Source organism: Polaribacter sp. 2405UD43-2, from assembly GCF_058147125.1.
On the sequence record NZ_JBYVJX010000003.1, the window covers coordinates 56893 to 83040 of the forward strand.

The 26148-nt window shown below is 29.0% G+C and carries 19 protein-coding genes; 16 read left to right on the forward strand and 3 right to left on the reverse strand.

Annotated elements, in window-relative coordinates; translation table 11 throughout:
- Positions 1-21 precede the first annotated feature (21 nt).
- From ACY2RX_RS05480 to ACY2RX_RS05520, 9 genes are read left to right on the forward strand one after another with little or no spacing between them, the layout of a single operon-like run.
- Positions 22-2136 carry a bi-domain-containing oxidoreductase gene (locus tag ACY2RX_RS05480; RefSeq protein WP_490102965.1) on the forward strand — a complete coding sequence of 705 codons (2115 nt, stop codon included), beginning with the start codon at positions 22-24 and terminating at the stop codon, positions 2134-2136.
- A gap of 24 nt (positions 2137-2160) precedes the next feature.
- A complete protein-coding gene (locus ACY2RX_RS05485) occupies positions 2161-4041 on the forward strand; it encodes an alginate lyase family protein (RefSeq protein WP_490102966.1) in 1881 nt (626 codons plus the stop codon).
- On the forward strand, positions 4038-5285 hold the full coding sequence (locus tag ACY2RX_RS05490; protein WP_490102967.1) for a glycosyltransferase family 4 protein: 1248 nt from the start codon (positions 4038-4040) through the stop codon (positions 5283-5285). The genes ACY2RX_RS05485 and ACY2RX_RS05490 overlap by 4 nt, the downstream gene beginning before the upstream one ends.
- A complete protein-coding gene (locus ACY2RX_RS05495) occupies positions 5278-5883 on the forward strand; it encodes a sugar transferase (RefSeq protein WP_490102968.1) in 606 nt (201 codons plus the stop codon). Before ACY2RX_RS05490 ends, ACY2RX_RS05495 begins: the two co-directional genes overlap by 8 nt.
- A complete protein-coding gene (locus ACY2RX_RS05500) occupies positions 5876-6484 on the forward strand; it encodes an acetyltransferase (RefSeq protein ID WP_490102969.1) in 609 nt (202 codons plus the stop codon). The genes ACY2RX_RS05495 and ACY2RX_RS05500 overlap by 8 nt, the downstream gene beginning before the upstream one ends.
- Before the next feature lie 2 nt (positions 6485-6486).
- Entirely contained in the window at positions 6487-7617 is a 1131-nt protein-coding gene (locus tag ACY2RX_RS05505; protein WP_490102970.1) for a DegT/DnrJ/EryC1/StrS family aminotransferase, read from the forward strand.
- Between the two features lie 22 nt (positions 7618-7639).
- Complete coding sequence (locus ACY2RX_RS05510) at positions 7640-9535, forward strand: polysaccharide biosynthesis protein (protein WP_490102971.1); 1896 nt, start codon at positions 7640-7642, stop codon at positions 9533-9535.
- Positions 9536-9573: 38 nt separating this feature from the next.
- Positions 9574-10356, forward strand: a complete 783-nt coding sequence (locus tag ACY2RX_RS05515) for a polysaccharide biosynthesis/export family protein (RefSeq protein WP_490102972.1) — start codon at positions 9574-9576, stop codon at positions 10354-10356.
- 1 nt (position 10357) lies between these two features.
- Positions 10358-12727 (forward strand): GumC family protein, encoded by a 2370-nt coding sequence (locus ACY2RX_RS05520; RefSeq protein ID WP_490102973.1) that lies wholly within the window; start codon positions 10358-10360, stop codon positions 12725-12727.
- 38 nt (positions 12728-12765) lie between these two features.
- Here ACY2RX_RS05520 and ACY2RX_RS05525 read toward each other — a convergent pair whose 3' ends face one another.
- Positions 12766-13506: a tyrosine-protein phosphatase gene (locus ACY2RX_RS05525; protein WP_490102974.1), complete on the reverse strand. Its 741-nt coding sequence runs from the start codon at positions 13504-13506 to the stop codon at positions 12766-12768.
- A gap of 155 nt (positions 13507-13661) precedes the next feature.
- On the opposite strand from ACY2RX_RS05525, the gene ACY2RX_RS05530 reads away from it, so the two are divergent.
- Positions 13662-14510 carry an N-acetylglucosamine kinase gene (locus ACY2RX_RS05530; RefSeq protein WP_490102975.1) on the forward strand — a complete coding sequence of 283 codons (849 nt, stop codon included), beginning with the start codon at positions 13662-13664 and terminating at the stop codon, positions 14508-14510.
- Here ACY2RX_RS05530 and ACY2RX_RS05535 read toward each other — a convergent pair.
- Both ACY2RX_RS05535 and gldJ read right to left on the reverse strand, forming a co-directional pair.
- Positions 14503-15759, reverse strand: a complete 1257-nt coding sequence (locus ACY2RX_RS05535; protein ID WP_490102976.1) for a UDP-N-acetylmuramoyl-tripeptide--D-alanyl-D-alanine ligase — start codon at positions 15757-15759, stop codon at positions 14503-14505. The two genes, ACY2RX_RS05530 and ACY2RX_RS05535, sit on opposite strands and share 8 nt — an antisense overlap.
- Before the next feature lie 66 nt (positions 15760-15825).
- Positions 15826-17490, reverse strand: a complete 1665-nt coding sequence (gene gldJ, locus ACY2RX_RS05540; RefSeq protein WP_490102977.1) for a gliding motility lipoprotein GldJ — start codon at positions 17488-17490, stop codon at positions 15826-15828.
- Positions 17491-17690: 200 nt separating this feature from the next.
- On the opposite strand from gldJ, the gene porU reads away from it, so the two are divergent.
- The 6 genes from porU (at position 17691) to guaA (ending at position 26147) form a co-directional block, all read left to right on the forward strand.
- The gene (gene porU / locus ACY2RX_RS05545; protein ID WP_490102978.1) at positions 17691-21104 is read left to right on the forward strand and encodes a type IX secretion system sortase PorU; all 3414 of its coding nucleotides are present in this window, start codon (positions 17691-17693) and stop codon (positions 21102-21104) included.
- A gap of 37 nt (positions 21105-21141) precedes the next feature.
- Entirely contained in the window at positions 21142-22290 is a 1149-nt protein-coding gene (porV, locus tag ACY2RX_RS05550; protein WP_490102979.1) for a type IX secretion system outer membrane channel protein PorV, read from the forward strand.
- 80 nt (positions 22291-22370) lie between these two features.
- Positions 22371-22853, forward strand: a complete 483-nt coding sequence (gene cdd, locus ACY2RX_RS05555; protein WP_490102980.1) for a cytidine deaminase — start codon at positions 22371-22373, stop codon at positions 22851-22853.
- A complete protein-coding gene (locus ACY2RX_RS05560) occupies positions 22854-23237 on the forward strand; it encodes a group III truncated hemoglobin (RefSeq protein ID WP_490102981.1) in 384 nt (127 codons plus the stop codon). It begins immediately after the preceding gene.
- A 113-nt stretch (positions 23238-23350) separates the two neighbouring features.
- Entirely contained in the window at positions 23351-24415 is a 1065-nt protein-coding gene (locus ACY2RX_RS05565; RefSeq protein WP_490102982.1) for a 3-oxoacyl-ACP synthase III family protein, read from the forward strand.
- A 196-nt stretch (positions 24416-24611) separates the two neighbouring features.
- The gene (gene guaA / locus ACY2RX_RS05570; RefSeq protein WP_490102983.1) at positions 24612-26147 is read left to right on the forward strand and encodes a glutamine-hydrolyzing GMP synthase; all 1536 of its coding nucleotides are present in this window, start codon (positions 24612-24614) and stop codon (positions 26145-26147) included.
- Position 26148: the final 1 nt, after the last annotated feature.

Genomic DNA, 26148 nt, shown 5'->3' on the forward strand with positions numbered 1-26148 from the left:
ACATAGAAGAAAGAAACAAAAATGAAACAAATACTACAGTCCTTTAAAACAGGAGTTACAGAATTAGCAGAATTACCTTCACCAAAGGTAAAATCAGGTCAGGTACTTATTAAAACTACTCGCAGTTTAGTATCATTAGGTACAGAAAGAATGTTGGTAGAGTTTGGTAAAGCTTCGCTGATACAAAAAGCAAGACAACAACCAGATAAAGTAAAAATGGTTTTAGATAAAATTAAAACAGAAGGTTTAATGCCAACTATAGAAACTGTTTTTAATAAGTTAGAACAACCACTTCCGTTAGGATATTGTAATGTAGGAGAAGTAATAGCAGTTGGTAAAGGTGTAACCGATTTTAAAGTAGGCGACAGAGTAGCTTCAAATGGGCAACATGCAGAATTTGTTTCTGTACCACAAAATTTAGTAGCGCATATTCCAGATAATATTTCTGATGAAGAAGCAGCTTTTACAGTAATTGGTTCTATTGGTTTACAAGGAATTAGATTGATAAATCCAACAATGGGAGAAACTGTTGTAGTTATTGGTTTAGGTCTCATAGGTTTATTGACTGCTGAAATGTTAGTGGCAAATGGCTGTAAAGTAATTGGTTACGATTTAGATGATGCTAAAGTAGAAATTGCCAAAAGTAAAGGTGTAATAGCTTTTAATCCGTTAAAAGGAAATGATCCAGTTAAATTTGTAAATAACGAAACCAACAATATTGGTGCAGATGCAGTGTTAATAACAGCTTCAGCAAAAACCAACGATATTATTTCTCAAGCTGCACAAATGAGTAGAAAAAGAGGAAGAATTGTTTTAGTTGGTGTAATTGGCTTAGACATTTCAAGAGCCGATTTTTACGAAAAAGAATTAAGTTTTCAAGTATCTTGTTCTTACGGTCCCGGAAGATATGATGATGATTATGAGTTTAAAGGAATAGATTATCCGTTACCGTTTGTTCGTTGGACAGAAAAACGAAATTTTGAAACCGTTTTGCAATTGATTTCCTCTGGAAAATTAGCAGTAAAAGAATTAATTTCTGAAGTAATTCCGTTAGAAAAATACGATAAAATTTATGGAGATATTGGCAATTCAAAATCAATAGCCTCAATTATTAAATATAATGAAAACAGTACTCCAGAACATACCATTGTTGTAAATAAAAAAGAAACTTCTCCAACAAAAGGCGGAATAGGTATTATTGGTGCAGGGAATTTTACTAAAATGACAATGTTACCAGCCTTAAAAGGTACAAACGCAAATATTAAGCATATTGTTTCTTCAGGAGGTGTAAACGGAACCGCATTAGCACAGAAACACAATATTGCGCAAAGTACAACAGATTACGATTTAGTTTTAGACGATAAAGATGTAGATTTAGTAATGATTACTACGCGCCATAATCTGCATGCAGATATGGTAATTAAAGCATTAGATAAAGGCAAACACGTGTTTGTAGAAAAACCTTTAGCTTTAAATAACGAAGAATTACAAGCCATAGAAGCATCGTATCAAAAGAATAACGGAACCTTAATGATTGGTTTTAATCGTCGTTTTTCGCCACATACACAAAAGATAAAATCTTTAGTTGGTAATGCACCAATGAATATTGTTGCTACAATGAATGCAGGAGCAATTCCACCAGAAGTTTGGGTACACGATATGGCAGTTGGTGGAGGAAGAATTATTGGAGAAGCGTGTCATTATTTAGACTTAATGGTCTTTTTATCAGGAAGTAAAATAAAATCGGTTTGTATGAATGCGTTAGGAGAAAATCCTTCAGAAAATACAGACAACGCCTCTATTTTAGTAAAGATGGAAAACGGCTCAACAGGAGTTGTAAATTATTTTGCTAACGGAGCAAAGTCTTATGCTAAAGAGCGTTTAGAGGTTTTTTCTCAAGAAAAAGTGTTAATAATGGATAACTTTATTAAAACTTCTGGCTATGGCGTAAAAGGTTTTTCTAAATTAAAAACCAAGTTAGATAAAGGTCATAAAGCACAATTTGGTCTAATTGTAGAAAAGATAAAACAAGGGTCTGTTGAGTTAATTCCTTATGAAGAATTAGTAAACGTTACCAAAGCAAGTTTTGCCGCAATACAAAGTTTAAAAGAAGGTTCTTGGGTTACTATTGAGTAAGTTTTATAATCCATTAAAATACTTATGATACAAAAAACAAAAAGAATTCTTAACCTCATTTCCAATATGGGAATGAGGTATGTTTTTTTTAGAATTTGGTATATCGTTAAAACCAAGTTAGGTTGGCAAAAGAAAACTTTTCCTATAAACCCTGATTTTAAAAAGTATATTAGTTTACAAGAATGGAAAGATAATTTACAACCCTTCTTTTTCTACGGAAAAGATATTGAAGGATTAAAGAAAAATCCAACCGAAGAATTAAAAACTAATTTTCAAAATATTAAAAAAGGGATTTATACTTTTTTTAATAAAACCAAAATAGATTTAGGAACTGATTATGATTGGGTCACAAATCCATCTACCAATTATAAATACAATATCAATAAACACTGGTCAGAAATTCAAGATTTATCTGTAGAAGCTGGTGATATAAAATATGTCTGGGAAAAAGCTCGTTTTTCTTTTTTGTATGATATTATTCGATACGATTATCATTTTCAAGAAGATCAATCCCAATTTGTATTTCAACAAATAGAAGATTTTATAGACAAAAATCCAATCAATCAAGGACCAAATTACAAATGTAGTCAAGAAATTAGTTTGCGTATTTTAAACTGGACTTTTGCACTATATTATTATAAAGATTCTAAGTATTTAACCGAAGATGTATTTGCTAAAATAATGCACATAATATATTGGCAGATACATCACGTATATCATAATATTCATTTCTCAAGAATTTCAGTAAGAAACAATCACGCGATTACAGAAACGTTAATGTTGTATTTGTCTGATAAATTGTTTCCGTTTTTACCAAACGTAAAAAAATGGAGTAAAAAAGGAAAAGCTTGGTTTGAACAAGAAATAGCATATCAAATATATCCAGACGGAACTTTTTTACAATTTTCAATGAATTACCACAGAGTAGTAATTCAATTATTAACTTGGGCAATTCAACTTTCAAAATTAAATAAAGATACATTTAAAGATGTAGTTTATAAACGCGCAGAAAAATCATTATATTTTTTAGATGTTTGTTCAGATACAGTTACAGGAAAGTTGCCAAATTATGGGTCTAATGATGGTGCATTGTTTTTTAAATTAACAAATAATGATTATAGAAATTATCGTTCGCAATTAGATGATTTACGAGCGGTTTTAAAAGGATATACAAACTACAATTCTAAAAGTTCTTTTTGGTACGGAATACAACCAGAAAATAAAGAACCAGAACAAATTCCAGAATTAAACGAATTCAAAAATAGTGGGTATTTTATACTTCAAGAAGATAACACAAAAACATTTATTCGTTGTGGAAGTTATAAAGATAGACCTTATCAGTCTGATAATTTGCATTTAGATATTTGGGTAAATGGAGAAAACATTTTGAGAGATAATGGCTCATATAAATATAATACAGAGAAAGAATTTGTAGATTATTTTAACGGTTCAGAAGGACATAATACCGTTAGTATTGATGGTGAAAATCAGATGCAAAAAGGGGGACGATTTATTTGGTATTATTGGGTTAAAAAAGCAGAAGCATTTTTCAGAAAAGAAAAAAACAATTTTGTTTTCTTCGGAAAAATAAAAGCATACAAACAATTGGGTAATAATATTTATCATCAAAGAAAAGTTACAAAAACTATTGCTAAGAACAATTGGATTATAGAAGATGAAATTGAAATGCCAGAGCGTAAAGTATGTTATCAATATTGGCATTTCCCTAAAGAATATAAAGATAAAATAACAATAACTTCAGTTGATAAAAATAATAAAGTTCTAGAACCAATTATAGAAGATAAATGGTATTCTAGTTATTATGGTGTTAAAGAATCATCTTTAAGGCTTACATTTGCATCGCAAACAAAATCATTTAAGACAAAAATTAGTTTAAAAGAATGAGAATATTATTAATTCATCAATATTTTTTAGAAAAAGGAGATGGCGGAGGTTCTCGTTTTAATGAGATGACAAAAACTTGGTCAGAACAAGGTCATAATGTTACTGTATTGGCAGGAATGGTACATTATAATACTGGTAAAAAACCAGAAAAGTATAAAGGTAAGTTTACTTTTAAAGATTTAGCTTTTTATAAAGATGTAGATGTTATACGTTGTCACGTTTCAGAAAGTTATAACGTGAGTTTTTTAGGGAGATTATGGGCATATTTTTCGTTTGTTTTTTCAAGTATTTATGCAGGGTTATTTAAAGTAAAAGGGAAATATGACGTTGTTTTGGTAACATCTCCACCACTTTTTGTAGGTATAACAGCTTATGTTTTATCTTTAATAAAACGTATTCCTTTTGTTTTTGAAATTAGAGATTTATGGCCAGAGTCTGCTATAGACACAGGTGTACTTCAAAATAAAATTATTATAAAATTTGCTTATTGGTTTGAAAGTTTTATTTACAAAAGAGCAAAATTAATTAACGTTTTAACTCCAGCATTTAGAGATAAATTAATACAAGAGAAAAATGTACCCAAAGAAAAAGTAATTTTTATACCCAATGCAGCAGATTTTTCTTTGGCAGAAAAAATACAAGAAGATAAATCTTTCAACGCTAAAGCTTTTAAAAAAGATATAGGATTAGAAGGTAAATTTGTAATTACCTATGTTGGAGCACACGGAGTTGCTAATCACTTAATTCAATTAGTAGACGCCGCAGAAAAACTACAAGAAACCAATGTGGTTTTTCAATTAATTGGCGCAGGAATGCGAAAAGAAACTTTACAGCAAGAAGTTAAAAAAAGAGATTTAAAAAATGTAATTTTTAGAGACCCAGTAGCAAAAGCAGAAGTGTTTAAATATATTTTAGCATCAGATGTTGGAGCTTCAGTTTTAAAAAAAGTAGATACATTTAAAACTATTTATTCTAATAAAACATTTGATTATATGTCTTGTAAAAAACCAATTTTATTAGCAATTGATGGTGTTTCTAGAGAGTTGGTAAACAATGCAAACTGTGGAGAATATGTAGAGCCTGAGAATGTTGAAGATATTGTAAGAGGTGTAAAAAAAATGATGAATTTGAATTTAGAAGAAATCGATTCTTTAGGAAATTCTGGTTATCAATATGCTAAAAAATATTTTGATAGAGATATTTTAGCTAAACAATATATTACTAAAATAGAAAAAAATGTATAGAATTTTTTTTAAGCGTTTTTTTGATATTATTATTGGATTGATAGGGTTAGTTGTCTTTGGTCCTTTTTTTATCATTATTTTTTTAGTTTTATTATACAATAACAATGGCACTCCTTTTTTTTACCAACATAGACCAGGTAAAAATGGTCAAATTTTCAATGTCATTAAGTTTAAAACTATGAATGATAAAAAAGATAAAGATGGTAATTTATTACCAGATTCTTTAAGGTTAACAAGTGCGGGTAAATTTATAAGAAAAACATCTTTAGATGAGTTACCACAACTGTTAAATGTTTTAAAAGGAGATATGGCTATAATTGGTCCTAGACCATTATTGCCTGAATATCTTAACTTATATAATAAAAGACAAAAGAAAAGACATTTGGTTAAACCAGGAATATCAGGTTGGGCACAGGTAAATGGGAGAAATGCAATAAGTTGGGAGCAAAAATTTGAATATGATGTTTGGTATGTTGAAAACCTATCCTTTGCATTAGACGTAAAAATATTCTTTCTGACTTTTTTAAAAGTTTTTAGATCTGAAGGAATAAATACTCAAAATCAGGCTACTACAACTAAATTTACTGGAAATGGATAGTATTTGTCTTTTTGGTGCAAGTGGTCATGGTAAAATTGTTAAAGATGTTGCTTTAAATCAAAATAAAGTAATTGAAGCTTTTTTTGATGATGATCCGAAATTAAAATTCTTGCATAATATACCAGTATTCACTTTTGATAAAATAAAAAATTACCCAGAACATAGCTTTATAATTAGTATTGGTAACAATAAAATTAGAGAACAGTTAAGTCGTAAAATAAAAAATCCTTTTACTTCTCTTATAGATAAAAGAGCATCAATAGACCCAACTGTAAGAATCTCTGAAGGTACAGTAGTTGTGGGGGGAGCAATTGTAAATGCTGATTCCAAGATAGGTAAACAAGTAATTATAAACACATCATCAGTAGTAGAACATGATTGTTGTCTTGGTGATTTTGTACACATATCTCCCAATGCGACCATTACAGGAAATGTTAGTATTGGAGAAGGTACACATATTGGTGCAGGAGCAATTATAATACCCAATATAAAAATAGGTAAATGGGCTATAATTGGAGCTGGGTCAGTAATCATTAAAGATGTTCCTGATTATGCTGTTGTAGTTGGTAACCCAGGAAAAATTATAAAATATAATAAGTAGTAATGAAAGAAAAAATATGGCTTTCTTCACCCCATATGGGAGGAAATGAGATGAAATATGTTAAAGAAGCCTATGATACTAATTGGGTAGCACCTTTAGGCCCAAACGTAACAGGTTTCGAACAAAATTTAGAGAATTATATAGGAGAAGATGCTAAGGTTGCTTGTTTATCTTCTGGTACAGCAGCCTTACATTTAGCATTAATTTTATCTGGAGTAACTCAAAACGATGAGGTAATTTGCCAAAGTATGACATTCTCTGCATCTGCAAATCCCATAGTTTATCAAGGAGCTAAACCAATTTTTATAGATAGCGAAAAAGATACTTGGAATATGTGTCCAATCTCTTTAAAAAAAGCTATAAAAGATTGTATTTCTAAAGGAAAAAAGCCAAAAGCTATAATTGTAGTTCATTTGTACGGAATGCCAGCTAAAATGGACGATATTTTAGCAATAGCTAAGAAATATGAAATCACTTTAATAGAAGATGCAGCTGAAGCTTTAGGTTCGACATATAAAGGTCAAAAATGTGGAACTTTTGGAGATTTTGGAATTCTTTCTTTCAACGGAAATAAAATTATCACAACATCTGGAGGTGGAGCTTTAGTTTGTAAAACAGATAAAGCAAAACAAAAAGCAATTTTTTTAGCAACACAAGCAAGAGATAATGCGCCACATTATCAACATTCGGAGATTGGTTATAATTATAGAATGAGTAATATTGTTGCGGGTATTGGTCGTGGTCAAATGGAAGTTTTAGATAAGCATATTGAACTTCGTAGAGAAATGAATCAATTTTATCAAAAACTTTTTAAAGATGTGGATGGAATAACTATTTTTACAGAACCCACTTCAGATTATTTTTCTAACCATTGGTTAAGTTCTATAATAGTTGATGAATCTAAAACAGGTTTTTCTAGAGAAGATTTACGTTTAAAATTATTAGAAGACAATATAGAATCTCGCCCACTTTGGAAACCCATGCATTTACAACCCGTTTTTAAAGATTGTAAATATTTTGGAAATACAGTTTCAGAAAAGTTATTTAATAAAGGTTTGTGTTTACCTTCCGGTTCTAATCTTACAAAAAATGATTTAAATAGAATTACAAAGTCAATCAATAAAATTTTGTAAATTAGCTTATGAAATAATTATTATGTTAAGAGATTTTTTTATTAAGGCATTAAATAAATATGCTTCTAGGTGGTTAGTTTTATTTGTAGATATTGTTTTAATATGTTTTTCATTTATTGTTGCTTATTCAATAAGATTTAACTTAAGCTTTGATTATGATACCTCTCATTTAATTAGTCAATTGCCTATTGTAATTATGGTTGCTGCTTTTAGTTTTCTTATTGTGGGTTCATATAAAGGGATTATAAGGCACACAGGTACTAAGGATGCTTTTAATGTTTTTATAGGGGTGTCAATTTTTAGTATAATTATAGCCTTTTTAGTAATAGTTAACCAGCTTTTTGTTTTTAGTAAGGCTTTTACCATCCCAAAATCGATAATTCTAATTCACTATTTAGTATCTGTATTTGTTTTAATAATTAGTAGATATATTTTTAAAGCTTTTTATGAGGTTATATCAACAGAAATAAAATCAATAACAAATGCACTTATTTACGGTGCAGGAGATTCAGGAATAATTACATATGGGGCATTAAATAGAGATAAAAAAAACAATTATGATATTGTTGGTTTTATTGATGATGACAATAATAAAATAAATAAAAAAATTGATAGAATTAGAATTTACAGTCCCGAAAAAATAGATGAAAATTTCATAGAAAAAAATAATATTAATGAAGTTATTATTTCTATACAAAATTTAAAATCTAATAAACTGCTAGAAATTACAGACAAATTAATAAAATTAAAGGTTAAAGTAAAAATTGTACCACCATTATCAAAATGGATTGAAGGAGATTTAAAAGCAAATCAAATTAAGCAAGTTAATATTGACGATTTGCTTGATAGAGAACAAATTTTAATTGACAATCCTATCGTTAAAAGAGAGGTAAATAATAAAGTAATTCTTGTAACAGGAGCTGCAGGATCTATAGGAAGCGAAATATCTAGACAGTTAAGCTTGTACAGTTGTAAACTTATTGTATTGGTAGACCAAGCAGAATCACCACTTTATGATCTTGAGCAAGAATTAAAACAAAAAGGGATTACAAACTTTGTCGCTATTGTTTCTGATGTTAGAGATAAATATAAAATTTCTAGAATTTTTGAAAAATATAAACCACAAAGAGTTTTTCATGCAGCAGCTTATAAGCATGTTCCATTAATGGAAAAATCACCCTATGAAGCCATAAAAATTAATGTTTTAGGAACCAAAAATTTAGCTGATTTGTCTATAAAAAATAACATAGAACGATTTGTAATGGTTTCAACTGATAAAGCAGTTAACCCTACAAATGTTATGGGTGCTTCTAAAAGAATTGCAGAATTATATATTAGTTGTGTAAGCAAGCAAACAAAAATTACAAAATTTACAACTACTAGATTTGGAAATGTTTTAGGATCTAATGGTTCAGTAATACCATTATTTAAAAGACAAATAGAAAATGGAGGTCCGTTAACAGTAACTCATAAAGATATTACAAGATATTTTATGACAATTCCTGAAGCGTGCAGTTTAGTTTTAGAAGCAGGAACAATGGGTAATGGAGGTGAAATTTACATTTTTGATATGGGTAAATCAGTCAAGATTTTTGAAATTGCAAAAAGAATGATTTACTTGTCTGGATTAAAATATCCAGAAGATATTGATATTAAAATAACAGGTTTAAGGCCAGGAGAAAAACTATATGAAGAGTTGTTAGCCAATGGAGAAAATACAGTCAAAACTTACCATGAGAAGATTATGATAGCTAAGACTCAAGAAGTTGATTATGCCATTGTAAAATCTAAAATAGATTTACTTTCAAATGATTTTAGACAATTAGACAATTGTGAACTTGTTGTACTAATGAAAGAATTGTTGCCAGAATATGTATCTAAAAATTCTGAATTTGAAAAATTAGATAAAGTTAGCTAGTAAATAATTTTTATAGTATTTTCGCAGAAAAAATATATATGTATTTAAACAAAACTTTACGCAGTTACTTGAAGTATTTTTTGTTAGTAATAATTTTTTCTTCATGTGTTTCCAATAAAAAAATTGCGTATTTACAAAATGACGAAATAGATCAAACAAAAGTAAGTAATGTTTACACTACAGTTTTTAAGCCAGATGATTTATTGCAAATAGCAGTAACATCTGATGATTTTGAAGCTGCAAGAGTATTTAATCTTCCTGCAGTTGTTACATCTACTTCAACAAACTCTTTAGTTGGTCAACCTACACAATTACCATATTTAGTAGATCGTAAAGGAGAAATAGATTTTCCTATTTTAGGAAAACTAAAAATAGGAGGTTTAACTAGAGAGCAAGCTATTTCTTTGTTAAAAAATAAATTGTCTCCAGAGTATTTAAAAAATCCAAATATTAATATTAGAATTACTAATTTTAAGATTAATATTATGGGAGATGTTAAAAATCCAGGCACTTATACAATTCCAAACGAAAGAGTTACTATTTTCGATGCAATAAGCTTGGCAGGAGATTTAAATATTTCAGGAAGAAGAGATAATGTTATGGTTGTTAGAGAAGTTAACAACCAAAAGCAAGAATACAGAATAGATTTAAGATCTAAAAGCCTTTACACATCTCCAGTGTTCTATTTACAGCAAAACGATAATATATATATAGAACATAATTATGCAAGAATTCAGTCTGCATCAAGTAATTCTAATACTAGTTTATTTATTTCAATAACAGGTCTATTGATTACAATAGTTTCTCTTTTAACAAGATAAAATGCAAGAAGAAAAAGTTTTTAATACCAATAAGGTTATGGATAACGACTCTCTAAATATTAGAGAAGAAATTGAAAAATATTTAATTCACTGGAAATGGTTTGTTTTAGGTGGTGTGTTTTCCTTATTAGGGGCTTATTTGTATTTACGATATACACCTCCTAAGTATAATGCTATTTCTACCATAATGATTAAAGATAATCAGAAGTCAGGTATTTCTGATCAATTAAAAGCAGTTGCAGATTTAGGAATAGTAGGTACAGGATCTGTAAATAATACTGATAATGAAATCGAAATTATAAAATCTAGAAAAATAATTGGAAATGTTGTAGATAGCCTAGATTTAAATATTTTATATATTGTTGAAGGAAGGGTTATAAAATCAGAATTATACAGTAATAGTCCAATAAAACTAAAATTTATTCAGAAAGACTCTGTATTTTTAGACAAAGATACAACAATGGTTGTTTCTCTTGTGGATAATAAGACTTTTACCTTATCAAATTCGTTAAAAGAAAATGCAAAAAAGTATCTATACGATGAAGAGGTGTATTCAAATATTGGAAGGTTTAAAATTTCATTATTAAATAAGAAGAAGAATTTTAATGAAGATATTTATATACAAATTAAAAAAAGAGAAAAGACAATAGACTTTTATAGAGGGAAAATAAATATCTCACCTATAAATAAAAATACTAGTGTTTTAAAACTATCAATAAATAGCCCCGTTCAATCCAAAGCTGAAGACTTTTTAGATGAACTGGTTAGACAGTACAATATCGATGCAATAAATGATAAAAATGAAGTATCTCAAAAAACTAGAGATTTTATAAATGATAGATTAGAAAAAGTTTATCAAGAATTAGCCCAAATTCAAGATAGAGTTAAAAATTTTAAAACTGAAAATAATATTACTGGTTTGTCTAATGAGGGTGAATTAATTTTAGAGCAAGCATCAAAGAATAATGAAAAGCTAATAGTATTAAAAACACAGAAGACTCTAGCAGAAGGAGTTTTAAAAAATCTAAAAGATAGTAAAGATGAAACACTGCCTCCTAATTTAGGTTTAAGAGATGAAAACATAACTGAATCGATTATTGAGTTTAATAAATTAGTGTTGGCAAAAAATAAATTATCTATCAATGCAGGAGAAAAGAATCCAAGATTAATTCAATTAAGAAGAGAAATTAAGACTCAGAGAAAAAATTTAAAACAAAGTATAAAAAATTTAGTTTTATCTATTAAAATTGAAATAGATGAGTTGGTAAAGGTTGATAAAATTATTGATAATAAAATATTTTCTATTCCTGTAATTGAAAGAGGGTTTATAGATATTGCAAGACAACAAGAGATTATTTCTGGATTGTATTCTTATTTACTAAAAAAGAAAGAAGAAACAGCAATATCTTTGGCAGTTACTGTTACTAATGCAAAAATTATTGATAAAGCATATAGCACTGGTGTAGCGGTATCTCCAAAAAGAAAAGTAATTTATTCAGCTGCATTTTTGTTAGGGTTGATAATTCCTTTTATTATTATTTATTTAAAGAATTTGTTAGATACAAAAATTCATACTAGAAAAGATATAGAAGATTTAACGAATTCACCTTTTTTAGGCGATGTTCCTCATTCAGAAACCAAAGGTAAAATTGTAATAGGGCAAGACTCTAGATCTAGTACCTCAGAAGCATTTAGATTGATTAGAACTAATTTAGATTTTATGTTGGCAGGTAATACAAAAACAAGTAAGTTTATTTTTATTACATCTACAACAAGTGGAGAAGGTAAGTCATTTATTTCTATAAATTTAGCAGCTACTTTAGCGCAATCTGGAAAAAGGGTTTTATTAATGGGGATGGATTTGCGTGCTCCAAAAGTTACTGAGTATCTTGGGTTAGAGAGTAGAAAAGGAGTTACAAACTATATTACTAGTAAAAATTTAACCTTAGATGATTTGAAATTTAATATCTCTGGAATTGAAAATTTAGATATTATTTCATCTGGTGCTATTCCTCCAAACCCAGCTGAATTATTAGTTAGTAAAAGTGTTGAGAATTTATTTACAGAAGTAAAAAATTATTATTATTATGATTATGTAATAGTAGATACTGCTCCAGTAAATTTAGTTACGGACACTTTATTGATTTCTAAGTATGCTGATATGTTTTTATATGTTGTTAGAGCAAATTATATTGATAAAAGGTTGTTAGCTGTACCAGAAGATTTGTATAAGAATAAGAGATTACCAAATATGGCTATAGTTCTTAATGATACAGATCCTAAAAGAAGTTATGGGTATGGTTATGGAGGGTATGGCTATGGTTATTTAGCAGAACAAGAAAAACCATGGTATAAAAAAATATTTTCATAAGTTTTACCTATAAAAAAGCAACTTTTTAAGCTGCTTTTTTATTTAAAAGTTTTAATGTTGTTTTCAATTAAAACTTTGATTTTTTCTAAGTTCTTTTTAGTTCCAATCTTTTTTAAAAGCTCTAAGTGATGTTGGTGATGCGTATCACTACCAACAAAATTATATAAGTTTTCTTTTAGTAATTCATTACTTATTTTTTGAACATTTTTTCCATATTGTTCTGTTAATGATAAAAGATTTAACTGAAAAAGACATCCTGCTTTTTTTAGTTTGTAATAACTTTCAAAATCATTATGATAAAAATTATAACGTTCAGGGTGAGCTAAGATAGGTTTATAACCTTTAAGTTGTATTTCAAATAAAATATCATACAAGTTAATAGGAGCATTAAAATAAGACATTTCAACTAAAATATAATTGTCTTTAAGAGTTAAAATATCCTCTTTTTCTAAGAGCAAAGAAAACTGTTCATCCATCATATATTCTGCTGCCGCTCTAAAAGAAATATCATTCATATTTCTTTTTAAAAGCTCATCTTTAACTTCTTGAAGTTTACTCTTTATTTTTTCTGAAGAATTAGGGTAAACATCACCCAAAACGTGAGGAGTAGTAATAAAATCTTTAATACCATAAGACCTCATTTTTGTAATTAATTCTATAGAATTATCTATGTTTTTTGCACCATCATCAATACCAGGTACTAAATGCGAATGAATATCTACAAAACCTTTAGGGAAAAAATTAGCTAAAGGAATTTCCTTTTTCTTAAAAAAAAACATATTTAAAATTTACTACAAATTTACAATATTTAACAGACTTTTTTTAGTGTTATTCATATTCAAAAAAAATTAACATTTACGAAAACGATTGAAGTTTAAATCGCTATTGTATATGCGGTTTACTTGTAATATCTTTGAGTAAAATAGATAAAATTATGATTTTAATCGCAGACGGAGGATCTACTAAAGCAGATTGGATCGCCATAGAAAATAAAGAAGAAATATTTAGAACAAGAACTTTAGGATTGAATCCAGCCATTGTTCCAAAAGAAGAATTGTATAACAGAATAATCAATATGTTTCAGCTTATTAATGTTAAAGATGATGTTGAAGAGATTCATTTTTACGGAGCCGGGTGTGGAACAGAAAAGCCAATTGAAATATTAAAAAGTGTATTAGCCTCTATTTTTGTAAAAGCAAAAATCTTTGTTTCCGAAGATATGCTAGCGGCAGTTTACGCTGCTACTGGTAAAGAACCAGCTTTGGTTTGTATACTGGGTACAGGTTCTAATAGTTGTTATTTTAACGGTTCTGAATTAGAAATGCTTACACCTTCTTTAGGATATATTTTAATGGATGAAGCAAGTGGTAATTATTTTGGTAAAAAATTAATTATAGATTATTATTACAAAAAAATGCCAGATGAAATTGCCAAAAAATTTGAAGAAGAATTTAACTTAGATGCAGATTATATTAAAAGAAATTTATACAGAGAATCAAACCCAAATATGTATTTAGCTTCTTTTGCAAAATTTATGTTCGATTTTAAAGAAGAAAAATATATAAAAAGAATAATTAAAAAAGGTTTTCAGAAATTTTTTAAATACAGAGTTTTACCATTTCATAAAACATCTGCAACACCCATATATTTTATTGGCTCTATAGCACATTATTTTAGAGATATTTTAGAAAATATTGCAGAAAAAAATAATTTAAAAATTACTGATGTTATACAAAGACCTATAGATAATTTATTAGAATATCATAAAAATAATATCAATTAATAAGATTTAAAAGTCTTTCTAATTGCATTCCTCTTGAACCTTTAATCAAAATTGATTGATGTTTAAGAGGATTTTTCTTTATATAAATTTCTAACTCTTCAAAGGTTTTAAATTGATGATTTTTAGTATCAACTAAACTAAAATTATTTCCTACTAAAATTGTAGTATCAAAATTTAAATCATAGGCTAAATTTGCAATTTTTTGATGTTCTTTCTGACTGGTTTTACCCAACTCAAACATATCACCCAAAATAACGGTTTTATAATTTTCTTTAGTTAAAGAAAAACTCTCTAAAGCAGCTTTCATACTAGAAGGGTTTGCATTATAAGCATCTAAGATAATTCTGTTGTATTTTTTTTCTATGATTTGAGAACGATTGTTTGTTGGAGTGTAATTCTCTATTGCATTTTTGATGTCTTTTTCTGATACTTTAAAATAACTACCAATAGTAATTGCAGCTGCAATATTTGTATAATTATACTTTCCAATAAGATTGCTAAGAATCTCTGAGGATTTATATTTTACTTTTACAAAAGGATTTGCTTCGATTAATGAAATAGAAGCATCAAAAAAAATTGAATTTAAGTTTTTACTTTTTTCTAACTGAATTATATCATTTTGATTTACAAAAGCAATTTTATCATTATTTTTAATATAATGATACAATTCACTTTTCCCTTTTATTACACCTTCTATTCCTCCAAAACCTTCTAAATGCGCTTTCCCAAAATTGGTTATATAGCCAAAGTTGGGCTCGCAAATAGAAGATAAAAACTCGATTTCTTTTTGATGATTTGCACCCATTTCTATAATGGCTATTTCAGTTTTCTTACTTATGGATAACAAAGTTAAAGGAACACCAATATGGTTGTTTAAATTACCAATTGTAGCAGTAGTTTTATACTTTTTACTTAAAACACAATTTATGAGTTCTTTAGTTGTTGTTTTTCCATTACTGCCTGTTAAACCAATAAAAGGGATAGATAATTGCTTGCGATGGTAATTGGCTAACTTTTGTAAAGTTTCTAAAACGTCATCAACAAGAATGATAGAACTATTAGTTTTATACTCTTTTTCATCTATAATAGCATATTTTGCACCTTTTTTTAAAGCATCTTCTGCAAATTTATTACCATTAAAATTGTCGCCTTTTAAGGCAAAAAATAAAGAGTTCTTACGAATATTTCTAGTGTCTGTATCTACTAAATTAAACTCTTTGTATAGTTGATAAATGTTTTTAATCTTCATTTTTTAAAGATAAAAAAACCTCATTGTAAAAGCAATGAGGTTTTATGTTTTTATGAGAACTGAGTGTTAGTTTCTAGATTTTCTTTTTTTGTATGTCATTGGACCTACTTTATCAGAAACACATCTAAAGCCAATATAGTTGGTAGCCATATATTCTGGTAAATATCTTCTTTGGGCAGGGTCTAACCAATATTCTCTATCAGACCAAGATCCTCCTTTGTAAACTCTAGTTCTATCGCTAATTAAAGTAGTTCTTTTTTTAGAATCGTTTGTAATTACTTTTCTACCAAGAATAGAATCATATACTACAGTTGGTCTTTTAGGAGAATTATACATACTTGGTTTTGAATCAAATTCATCTTCCTCATCTTGGTAAAACCTTGAAGAATTTAAATCTCCATCTCTAATACTTCTGTTGTCAGACTGCGTAAAGTTTCTTCTTAGAGTTACATCGTTTTTAGTAATAGGTATGTATTTAATACTTCCGGGTAATTGTTTTGGTACTATTTTTCCATTTGGTAATGTATCATAAGCAACTTCTGCACCATTTTTAGAAGAACCAGCTATAACAACATTTCCATTTTCATCAATCATTTTTTTTGTAAAGATGTTACCTCTAAAATAATTAAAATCATTAGCTTCATTGTCTATTAAAGGTCTATAAACATCTGCAACCCATTCTGCTACATTGCCAGACATATCATACAAACCAAATGCATTTGGCGGATAAGATTTAACTCTAATAGGAATGTCAGAACCATCTGAACTCCATCCTGGTAAACCACTATATTGCCCTTTACCTTGTTTAAAGTTTGCTAATTGATCTCCCCTAAAACGTTTCTTTTTCTCTCTGGTATACTTACCATTCCAAGCATATTTTTTTCTGCCTCTAATATTGTTGTACTCTCTGTTTTCTAAGGTTGCTTTAGCTGCAAACTCCCACTCTGCTTCTGTGGGTAATCTAAATTTAGGGCCAATAACTCCATCAGCTCTTGTTATTTTTCTTCCTTGAAAAGCATTTCTGCTTTGTCTTCTTGCACCTCTAGTTCTTATTCCTTTTTTGTATATGGTAGTATCTCCTTCAAAAAGTTTAGAATCATCAGCTAAAAATACTTCTGTATCAAAATAATTTCTGATCGTATCCATAGCTAATATATTTTTAAGATATCCTTTATCAATTAATCGTTTTAGATTAACAGCATCTGTACGCCATTTGCAGTATTGGTTTGCTTGAATCCAACTAACACCAACTACTGGGTAATCTGCATAAGCAGGATGTCTTAAATAGTTTTCAGATAAAACATCTGTATTTCCTAAGCTTTTTCTCCAAACTAAAGTGTCTGGTAAAACAGAACTGTAAATATGTTTGTATTTTTCTTCAGACGGCGGAAAAACATCTTTAATATATTGTACAAATAAAAAGTATTCAGAATTTGTAACTTCGGTTTCATCCATAAAAAAAGATCGAACGTGTAGTTTTTTAGGAGTTGTATTCCAATCAAACATAACATCGTCTTGAACTTGCCCCATTGTAAAAGAACCTCCTTCTATAGCAACCATACCTAAAGGTGGTTCTTGACCTTCAAAAGAATTCCCTTTGGTAAAGTTTCCATCTCTTTGGTCATTAAAATTTAAACCTGTTAATTTAGATTTGCCTGCTGTAGATCTACTACAATTAGCTAAAAATATTGTTGTTAATACAACAAAAGAAATTTTTAATATGTTTTTCATTTTCTAAAAGAAAAATTATTAGGGTTTTTATTATAGCGATGCAATTTACAATAAATATGCTTTTAGGCAAGTAAATTGCTAAATTTAACGCATCATTTTATATTTACTATCATAAAACGGTTGCTTTTTTAATTTAGTATAATTTATGTAGCTTAGTACTAAAATATCTATAAATTATTTGCGTTATTTGAATACTATTTATGAAGCGTTATTTTTTATTCATTTTTTTAAGTTTTTTAACACCTATAGTTTTAGGTCAAGTTACAAATTCTGTTTTGTCTAGTGGAGATTGGTATAAATTTTCTGTAGATACTACTGGAGTTTTTAAAATAGATAAAAATTTTTTGCAGCAGATAGGAATAGCTACCAGTGGATTAAATCCTAAAAAGATTCATATTTATGGTAATGGAGGTCAGTTATTACCAACATTAAATAGCGATGCTAGGTATGATGATTTGCAAGAAAATGCTATTTATATTAAAGGCGAAGATGATGGTGTTTTTAATAATGATGATTATATTTTGTTTTATGCAAAAGGACCTCATGATTGGGAAGTAAATACCACACAAAAAAATGCAAAACACAGATATAATATTTTTTCTGATGAAGCTTTTTATTTTATTACCGTAAATGATGCAGATGGTAAAAGAATTCAAACCAAAACTCCTATTACTAATAGTTCTTCTAAAACAATTACAACTTTTAATGATTTTACTTTTATAGAAAAGGATGAAAAAAACCTTATTTCTGCTGGTACACAATGGTTTTACAATAAAGATTTAAATATAGAAAATAAGCAAAATTTTAAAATTCCATTCCCAAATGCAGTATCTGGAGAAAATATTACAGTAAGAGTTAGAGCAGTTTCTAACTCGGTAGTTTCATCAACATTAAAAGTAAAAGTTAATGGTAGCGATATTTACAGCCTGAATTTTTTTGGTGTTAACCCAGCATCGCTAACCAAAGCTATTGCTAAAGAAAGAACTGCAGAAATAAAGAATACTTCTAATGTAATAGATGTTTCTTTAGAATATAACAATGGCGGAAATCCTTCAGCAAATACGTTTTTAGATTTTATAGAAATTAATGGTAAAAAAGAATTAATAGCAGATGGCAATCAGTTTTCTTTTAGAAGTTTTGAGCAAGCAGCAGCAACAGGAACTATACAATATCAAATTAAAAATGCCAATAATATTTTTCAAGTTTGGGAGGTTTCTAATTATATAAATCCAAAGAGTATTGCAAATGAAAGTTCTGGTTCTGACTTTAGTTTTAAAGATAAAGCTGGGTTAGATGATAAGGGGAATTTAAAAGAATATATAGTTGTATCACAAAATAATTTTTACACGCCAAAAGCTATTCAAAAATCAAAAGTTGTCAATCAAAATTTACACGGAATTAAAGATATAAACTACTTAATTATTACCATTCCAGAACTTTCTGGTCAAGCACAAAGATTAGCAGATTATCATCAAACAAACTCTAATTTAACAACAAAAGTTGTGGTTTTAGAAGATATTTATAATGAGTTTTCTTCGGGTTCTAAAGATATTACAGGTATTAGAGATTTTATAAAACATATTTATGCAACCAATTCATCTGCAGATAAAAAATTAAAATATGTTTGTTTTTTTGGTGATGCTTCTTACGATTATAAAGACAGAATAACTTCTAACAATAATATTGTGCCTGTAAAATTATCTTACAGCAGTTTTAACCTAGCAAATTCTTGGGTTACTGATGATTTTTATGTGATGTTAGATGACAATGAAGGCAATATGTTAAGCAATCATACAGTAGATGTTGCTTCTAGTAGAATTCCTGTTTCCACAGTTTCTCAAGCCAAAGATGTGGTAGATAAAATATTATCTTACTATAAAAAAGAAGCAATTGGAGATTGGAGAAATACCATTACAATGTTGGCTGATGATATTGATGAACCAGGAGAAGAAATTTTGCAACAAGGAGTTGAATTAATTTCCAACGAAATTAAAAATAAAAAATCAGTTTTTAATATCAATAAAATATACATAGATTCTTATGTGCAGCAGAATTCATCTGGAGGTGAACGCTACCCTGAAGTAAACCAAGCAATTACAAATGCCATAGAAAAAGGCTCACTTGTATTCGATTATTTTGGTCATGGAGGTGAAGATGGTTTTGCATCAGAAAAAATTTTAGTAAAACCACAAATACAATCTTTTAACAATATTAACACATTACCATTATTAATAACTGTTACTTGTGATTTTTCTAGATTCGATAACCCAAGCAGAACCACTGCAGGAGAACTTACTTTATGGAACAAACAAGGTGGTGCTGCAAGTATGATAACTACTACTAGAGAGGTTTATATATCTGTTGGTCAGCGATTTAATTTAGAGTTAATTAGAGTTTTGTTAGAATTTAATAACGAAGATTTGTCCATTGCAGAATCGTTAGTAAAAACTAAAAATGCAACTACAAGTACGCAAAAATTCTTTATTTATCATTTTGGAGATCCCGCTATGAAATTGGCAATACCTGAACCAAATATTAAAATTACAAAGTTAAATGGTAAAAACTTTATCGCTAAAAAAGTTGATACATTAAAAGCGCTGTCTAAAGTTACTTTTGAAGGTGTTGTTGTAGACAAAACAAATACTATTTTAAATGATTTTAACGGAACTTTATCTACCACAATTTTTGATAAACCTATAAAAAAAACAACCTTAGATAATGATAAATTTGGCATAAAAATGAGTTTTAATACACAAGACAGTAAATTATTTAGAGGTAAATCGTCTGTAAAAAACGGCACTTTTAAATTCGATTTTATTGTGCCAAAAGATATAAAAGTAGCTTATGGCGAAGGTAAATTAAGCTTTTATGCAGAAAATGGTAAAATAGATAAATCGGGTGCTAATTTTGATGTTGTTGTAGGCGGAATCAACAAAAACGCTCCAGAAGATAAAGTTGGTCCAGAAGTTAAATTATTTATGAATGATGAATCTTTTATAGATGGAGGAAACACAAATGCATCTCCAAATTTAATTGCTGTGTTGTCAGATGCAAGCGGAATTAACACTTCTATTACAGCTGTAGATCATGATATTGTGGGTATTTTAGACGGAGATGCAACCAATCCAATTATTTTAAATGACTTTTATCAAACAGAATTAAACGATTTTACAAAAGGTAAGGTTACCTATAAATTAAGAGATTTAAAAGTAGGACCGCACACTTTAAAAATAAAAGCTTGGGATACTTACAATAATTCATCAGAAACTACGTTAAACTTCGTGGTTGTTAGCGATGCCATTTTAAATTTAGAAAATGTATTAAATTATCCGAATCCGTTTATAAATTACACAGAGTTTTGGTTTAATCATAACAAACCCAATGAGCCTTTAGAAGTTCAGGTTCAGGTTTTTACAGTTTCTGGTAAATTAGTAAAAACCATCAACAAAAATGTACAAACACCAGGTAATTTGGCAAGAAGCATTACTTGGAATGGTTTAGACGATTTTGGCAATAAAATAGGCAAAGGAGTGTACGTTTATAAATTAAGAGTAAAATCAACAATTAGTAATCTAGTTTCAGAGAAGTACGAAAAATTAGTAATACTTCAATAAAAGTTAGATATTTGTAAAACAAAACAAGAAAATAAAAATGAAAAAAATAGCATTATGTTTTTTAATTTGTGTTTTAACCTTAAATAAGGTTACAAATGCACAAACAAGAGGAGGTATAACAACAGCAGCTCCTTTTTTATTAATTGTGCCAGATGCTAGAGCAGGTGGTATGGCAGATATGGGTGTTGCAACAAGTGCAGATGCATTTTCATTGTATCATAATCCTGCAAAAATGACATTTAGTAATAGACAAGTAAAAACAGGGATTACTTATTCTCCATGGTTACGAAATTTAACTGATGATATTTTTATTGGAAGTGTTTCTTATATGAATAGATTTAGCGAAAACTCAGCTTGGGGAGCAGAATTTAGATATTTTTCTTTAGGGAGTATTCAGTTAACAAAATCAGACGGAAGCGACAATGGTACCATAGACCCAAATGAATTTGTTTTTTCAGGTTCTTATGCTTTAAAATTAAGTGAAACTTTTTCTATGGGAGTAGGTTTAAAATACTTGCGTTCTAATTTGGCTTTTAACGGTACAGCAGCCAATACCATACAACCAGTTAATTCTTTTGCGGTAGATGTTTCAGGCTATTATCAATCTTTCGAAGAAAATTATGGTAATTTTAACGGGCGTTATCGTTTAGGATTTAACATTACCAATATTGGTCCAAAAGTTAATTATACAACCAAATCAGAAAATGAAGACTTTGTACCCACCAATTTAAAATTAGGAGGTGGTTTCGATTTTATTTTAGACGATTACAATACCATTTCTGCCACATTAGAATTTACAAAATTATTAGTACCAACTCCTCCAAAAAGAGATACAAATGGTAAAATTCTAGAAGGTAAAGATGATAATGTTGGTTGGGTTAGTGGAATTTTTCAATCTTTTGGTGATGCACCTGGCGGATTTAGCGAAGAAATAAAAGAGTTTACTTATGCATTAGGAGCTGAGTATTTATACAACAATGCTTTTGCTTTAAGAGCGGGCTATTTTCATGAAAGCGAAATAAAAGGAAACAGACAATACTTTACTTTAGGTGGTGGTTTTAAAACCAATGCTTTAAATATCGATTTATCTTATTTAGTTAACTCTTCAGATGTAAATAATCCATTAGAAAATTCTTTGCGATTTTCTTTATCTTTCGATTTAGGAGAAGTATTTGAAGATTTCTAAAAATCTGATAAATTTTTAGTAAATTTATACATTATTCAAAAGCAGTCAAAAAAGGCTGCTTTTTTTGACGAACAAATTTTATGAAAAAAATTCAAATTTCGGCTTCAGCAACAGTTTTTAAAGATATTTCAGAATTATCTTTAGAAGATAAAATATTGATGAATAAAGCAATAGAAGCAAGAAAAAAGGCGTATGCACCTTACTCAAAATTTAATGTAGGTGCAGCTTTGTTGTTAGAAAATGATGAAATTGTATTAGGAAATAACCAAGAAAACGCAGCATATCCTTCAGGTATGTGTGCAGAAAGAGTTGCGGTTTGGAAAGCAGGTTCTACTTTTCCAGGTATTAAAATTAAAAAATTAGCAATTACAGCAAGTTCAACAATTAGTAAAGTTAACAAACCTGTGGGACCTTGTGGCGCTTGCAGACAAACTTTATCCGAATTTGAAATCAATCAAAAAGAACCATTTCAAGTACTTTTTATGGGAGAAATTGGCGAAGTTGTTAAAACAGAATCGCTACTTTCTTTATTGCCTTTTTCTTTTGATAGCTCATATTTATAGATGAAACCAGATATTACCACAAGAAAAGATATCAAATTCATAATTACTAAATTTTATGATTTGTTATTAGAGGATAAAAAAATGCTTCCTTTTTTTGAGGATATTGTTGCTAAAAATCACTTAGAAGAACATCTAGAAGTAATTACAGATTTCTGGAATGATATTCTTTTTGATACCAATACTTACACTAATAATGTAATGCAAAAACATTTAGATAAAAATACTTTTGTAACTTTTAAAAAAGAACATTTTACCATTTGGGTATCGTATTTATTCGAAACCATAGATGCCTATTTTGATGGAGAAATAGCACATAATATGAAAAACAGAGCAAGGTCTATTGCTACTGTTATGGAGCTAAAAATGGGTGTGTATAATACCTAAAACTAACTACTAAAAAACTGTTTTTTGTCTGTTGAATTTCGTTATTTTACTTCTTTTTAAATTTTAGAACTTATACTTAAACGTACCTTTATATTAATTCTAAAAAAAGAAAAATGATTTCATCAAAAATAACAGGAACAGGAGCTTTTATACCATCCATAAAAAAAGAAAATAAAGACTTTTTAGATAGTAATTTTTTAAATGAAGATGGCTCAGATTTTTCATCAGAAAATGAGGTAATCATACAAAAGTTTAAAGCAATTACGGGTATTGATGAAAGACGTTATGCAAAATCTGCATATACCACTTCAGATTTAGCCTTTTTTGCTGCTCAAAAAGCTATTGAAGATGCAAATGTAAATCCTGAAGAATTAGATTATATCATCTTAGCACATAATTTTGGCGATGTAAAAAAAGACACCATACAGAGTGATATTTTACCAAGTTTAGCCACAAGGGTAAAACATAAATTAGAAATTATAAATCCTAACTGTGTAGCTTACGATATTTTGTTTGGTTGCCCAGGTTGGGTAGAAGGAGTTATCCAAGCACAAGCTTTTATAAAAGCAGGAATCGCAAAAAAATGTTTGGTTATTGGTGCAGAAACTTTATCAAGAGTGGTAGATAAACACGATAGAGATTCTATGATATATAGTGATGGTGCAGGGGCTTGTATTGTTGAAACAACTTCAGATCAAGATTCAGGTATTATAAGTTATGCATCTCAAAGTTGGACAAAAGAAGAAGCTTTTTTTCTTTTTTATGGTAATTCTTTTAATACATCTTTAAACAAAGATGTAAAGTATATAAAAATGTATGGCAGAAAAATTTATGAGTTTGCCATAACAAATGTACCAAAAGCTATGAAATCTGCTTTAGACAAAAGTGGAGTTGCTATAGAGGATGTAAAAAAGATATTTATCCATCAAGCAAATGAAAAAATGGATGAAGCCATTATAAAACGTTTTTATAGATTGTATAAAAAGCCAATTCCAAAAGGAATAATGCCAATGAGTATTCATAAATTGGGTAATAGTTCTGTGGCAACTGTGCCAACTTTATTAGATTTAGTTTTAAAAGGTAAAATAGAAAATCAACAAGTTAACAAAGGAGATGTAATTATTTTAGCTTCTGTAGGCGCAGGAATGAACATCAATGCCATTGTTTACAAGTATTAAGTTTTAAAGTCTTGAAGTTTGTAGATGGAAGTAAGAAGTTTGAAGTAAGAAGTGTCTTAAACTTCAAACTCCATGCTTCACACTTCAAACTGCACTCTTTTTCCACAAATTCTCATCAATTTTAACGAATTCTAACGGGTTAAAAAAATCTAGCATCTAATATCGTAAATCTAATATCAAAATATTATTTTTGCGTATGCAACAACACAACGTACTTATTTTAGATTTCGGTTCGCAATATACTCAGTTAATTGCGAGAAGAGTTAGAGAATTAAACATTTATTGTGAAATTCATCCTTATAACAATCCTCCAAAAAATCAATCAGAATTTAGAGCGGTTATCTTATCAGGAAGCCCAAATTCTGTAAGAGGAGAAAATGTTTTACATCCAGATTTATCAGAAATTAGAGGTAAGAAACCTGTTTTAGCAGTTTGTTACGGAGCACAATATTTAGCACATTTTTCTGGTGGTAAAGTAGCGCCATCAAACACAAGAGAATATGGTAGAGCTAATTTATCTTATATTAAAAGTGATGAACTTTTCTTTGAAAATATTTCTGAAGGAAGCCAAGTTTGGATGAGCCATTCAGATACCATCAAAGAATTACCAACCAACGCAAAATTATTGGCAAGTACAAAAGATGTTGAAAATGCTGCGTATAAAATTGAAGGAGAAGAAACTTTTGCCATTCAGTTTCATCCAGAAGTATATCATTCTAAAGACGGAAAACAATTATTAGAAAACTTTTTAGTTAAAATAGCAGGAGTTGCTCAAACTTGGACATCGCAATGTTTTGTAGAAAATACAGTTGCAGAAATTCAAGAAAAAGTGGGTAATGATAAAGTTGTTTTAGGGCTTTCAGGCGGTGTAGATTCTACAGTTGCAGCAGTCTTATTAAACAAAGCTATTGGTAAAAATCTGTATTGTATTTTTGTAAATAACGGACTTTTACGAAAAAATGAGTTCGAAAGTGTACTTGCTCAATACGAAGGTATGGGATTAAACGTTAAAGGTGTAGATGCCTCGGCACGTTTTTTGAAAGCACTAGAAGGAATTACAGAACCAGAGAAAAAAAGAAAAGCAATTGGTAATGCTTTTATAGAAGTTTTTGATGATGAAGCACATAAAATTACAGATGTAACTTGGTTGGCACAAGGCACCATTTATCCAGATGTTATTGAGTCGGTTTCTGTAAACGGAGGTCCATCAGCAACAATCAAGAGTCATCATAATGTGGGAGGTTTACCAGATTTTATGAAATTGAAAATTGTAGAACCTTTAAAAATGATTTTTAAAGATGAAGTAAGAAGAGTAGGAGCTTCTATGGGAATAGATGCTGAGTTGTTAGGGCGTCATCCTTTTCCTGGCCCTGGTTTAGGAATTCGTATTTTAGGAGACATTACAGCAGAAAAAGTGAGAATTTTACAAGAAGTAGATGCTGTTTTTATAAACGGATTAAAAGAAGCTGGTTTGTATGATAAAGTTTGGCAAGCAGGCGCAATGTTATTACCAGTAAACTCTGTAGGAGTTATGGGTGATGAAAGAACTTATGAAAAAGTGGTAGCTTTAAGAGCCGTAGAAAGTACAGATGGTATGACTGCAGATTGGGTAAATTTACCTTATGAGTTTTTGCAGAAAACATCAAATAAAATTATAAATAATGTAAAAGGTGTAAATAGAGTTGTATATGATATTAGCTCTAAACCACCTGCAACAATAGAATGGGAATAGC